The sequence below is a fragment of the Vibrio sp. 10N.286.52.F8 genome (genome assembly GCF_041468745.1).
In the GTDB taxonomy this organism is placed as follows: domain Bacteria; phylum Pseudomonadota; class Gammaproteobacteria; order Enterobacterales; family Vibrionaceae; genus Vibrio; species Vibrio crassostreae_C.
The window spans coordinates 1-1132 of sequence record NZ_JBFRJF010000077.1 but is presented as its reverse complement, the minus strand read 5'-3'; the positions used below and the strand labels follow the sequence as shown (position 1 = coordinate 1132).

Sequence of the window (1132 nt, the reverse complement as noted above, 5' to 3'; positions counted from 1 at the left end):
TTTGTATGGATAATAAGCACTCCAATCGGGTAATGTGAGACCCAGGCTTTAGCTGCAACTAAAGCTTTCTATGTAGTAGTTCGTTTAAACGCTGGCTCCTCTATCGAGAGACCGATAACAAACATGAACGCTACATAGGACTTCAAGCATAAACCTCGAATAGTCGACTGGGTCTCGAACCCGCATTACGCAAGCATGAGTTAGCTTATTATGAATACCAAAATCAATCAAAGCATCAACGTTGGAGTTGATACCGGCAAAACACAATTAGACATCCACATCAGGCCACTAGACCTATTTTTCTCAGTAGAGAACAATGATAAAGGCATCAAAAAAGCACTCAAAACGATTAAGAGTCACAGTCCTGAACGAATCGTTATTGAAGCAACAGGCCGATTAGAAATGCCTTTTGTTCTTGCATGTGCAGAGGCTCAATTACCTATTGTCAGAGCAAACCCTGTCCACATAAAACGGTTCGCTGGTGCTATTGGCCGCAGAGCCAAAAATGATCGTTTAGATGCAGAATTGATTGCTCACTATGGAGAAGCAATCAAACCAGCTCTTACTGTCATAAAGCCAAAAAACATACGCCTAATGAGTGACTTAGTCATTCGCCGAAACCAGTTGTTATCCATGCAAACCATGGAAAAGAACCGAATCCAGATACTTCCCGCTTCTCTCCATCCGACTATCAAACCGATGCTAACCACGATAAAAAATCAAATCACCAAGTTAGAAGAAAAGCTCGTTAAACTCATTGAAGATAGCCCTGAATATCAGGCTAAAAACACAATATTGCAGAACGTCCCTGGAATAGGAAACATTGCCGCTGCATCAATAATTAGCAACGTACCAGAACTTGGCTACATCACAAATAAACAAGCGGCATCACTAATTGGTGTCGCTCCAATAACACGCGAAAGTGGGCGCTACAAAGGTAAGCGCGTGATCCAAGGCGGTCGAGCGCAAGTACGCACAGTGTTATATATGGCAATGATGTCAGCCATGCAATGTAACCCCGTATTCAAAGCAACTTATGCTCGACTTGTAGCTGCCGGAAAGCCTAAGAAAGTCGCAATAATCGCGTGTGTTCGAAAGATGGTTGTGACTCTTAACTCTATGCTGAGAGATG

At 42.8% G+C, this 1132-nt stretch carries 1 protein-coding gene; it reads left to right on the top strand.

What is annotated here, in order from left to right; translation table 11 throughout:
- Positions 1–210: 210 nt before the first annotated feature.
- A partial coding sequence (locus AB4133_RS21955) for an IS110 family transposase (RefSeq protein ID WP_372225759.1) occupies positions 211–1132 on the top strand: 922 nt, incomplete at its 3' end.